This is a genomic window from Candidatus Accumulibacter aalborgensis (assembly GCF_900089955.1).
Classification (GTDB): Bacteria; Pseudomonadota; Gammaproteobacteria; order Burkholderiales; family Rhodocyclaceae; genus Accumulibacter; species Accumulibacter aalborgensis.
Window position 1 is genome coordinate 1 of record NZ_FLQX01000056.1, and the last position, 1,196, is coordinate 1,196.

At 63.5% G+C, this 1,196-nt stretch carries 1 protein-coding gene; it reads right to left on the reverse strand.

What is annotated here, in order from left to right; all coding sequences use genetic code 11:
* Positions 1-1,093: RHS repeat-associated core domain-containing protein (locus tag ACCAA_RS21760; RefSeq protein ID WP_245754432.1), on the reverse strand; the 1,093-nt coding region annotated here is incomplete at its 3' end.
* Between the last annotated feature and the right edge of the window lie 103 nt (positions 1,094-1,196).

The window sequence follows — 1,196 nt, forward strand, 5'->3', positions numbered from 1 at the left end:
GAAAAAAATCGTTGGCGCCCGGACGGCCCCCGGGGGGTTGGGGTGGCTGCTCCATAATGCCGGAAATATTTGGATCCGTAACATAACCATAGGTATTAATACCGCCATCAAGCCCAATCGGATCACTCTGCAGATACCTCCCCACTTCGGGGCTGTAATCCCTCAAGTAGTTGTAGTTCAGACCACTCTCCCGATCGGCGTACTGCCCTGGAAACCGCAGGTTCAATACAAACGCCTGCCCATCGCCATCCGGGTCCTCTTCGGGCAGACTCATCCCGAACGGTTCGCCAAGCGGCGTGTTGCGCCAGACGACCTTGTTCGTTTCATCGGTGACCAGACGTGGCGTATTCAGATGATCATGGTGGAGGTAATAGACTTTCACCCCGCCGGCGGCCACAGTGATCGGCACCTCCGCCGACCAGGTCGTCGCTCCGCCGCTGTCGGTGGCCCTGGCCTTCAGCACGTAGTTGCCGACAGGGACGTTGCTCCAGGTGATGCGGTACGGTGCGCTGGTGGCGCTGCCGATCGGCGTGCTGCCTTGATAGAAGGCGACTTCGGTGATGTTGCCGGTAGTGTCCGTGGCCTCCGCGCTGACGGTGATTGTCACCGGGGCGGTGAAACTCTGCTTGGCTGCCGGGGCGCTCAGGCTGACCGTCGGCGGGGTGTTGGTGACGCTGACGCTGACCGTAGCGAGGGCACTGGAGAGTTGGCCGTCATTGACGATCAACTGCACGCGGTACTGGCCGGGAAAGTCAGCGCTGAAGGTGGGGTTTGCGCTGTCGGCGCCGGTGAGCACGGCGTGGCTGCCGGCTGGTCTGGCGGTCAGTGACCAGGCGTAGCCGAGGGTCGCTCCTTCGGGGTCCCTGGACGCGCTGCCGTCGAGCCTGATCACGCTGCCGAGCGGCACGCTCTGGTCGGGGCCGGCGTTGGCGAAGGGGGCCTGGTTGACCGTGCTGCACTTGGCGCGCGTGCAGCGCAGCGCGCACAAGCGGCCGTCGATCGAGTTGATGACGCCGTTACCGTCGGCGTCGCGCGGGTCGTCGGGGCCGCTGACCTTGGCGCGGGCAAGGATGGCTTTCTGGATGAGGTTCAAGTCGTCGAGGTCGATGTCGCCGTCTTGGTCGACATCGCAGGTGTTACGTCGCGCGGTGATTCAGCCTGTTTGGCGCAAGCTGTTCGAGGCTGAGACAGAGGGA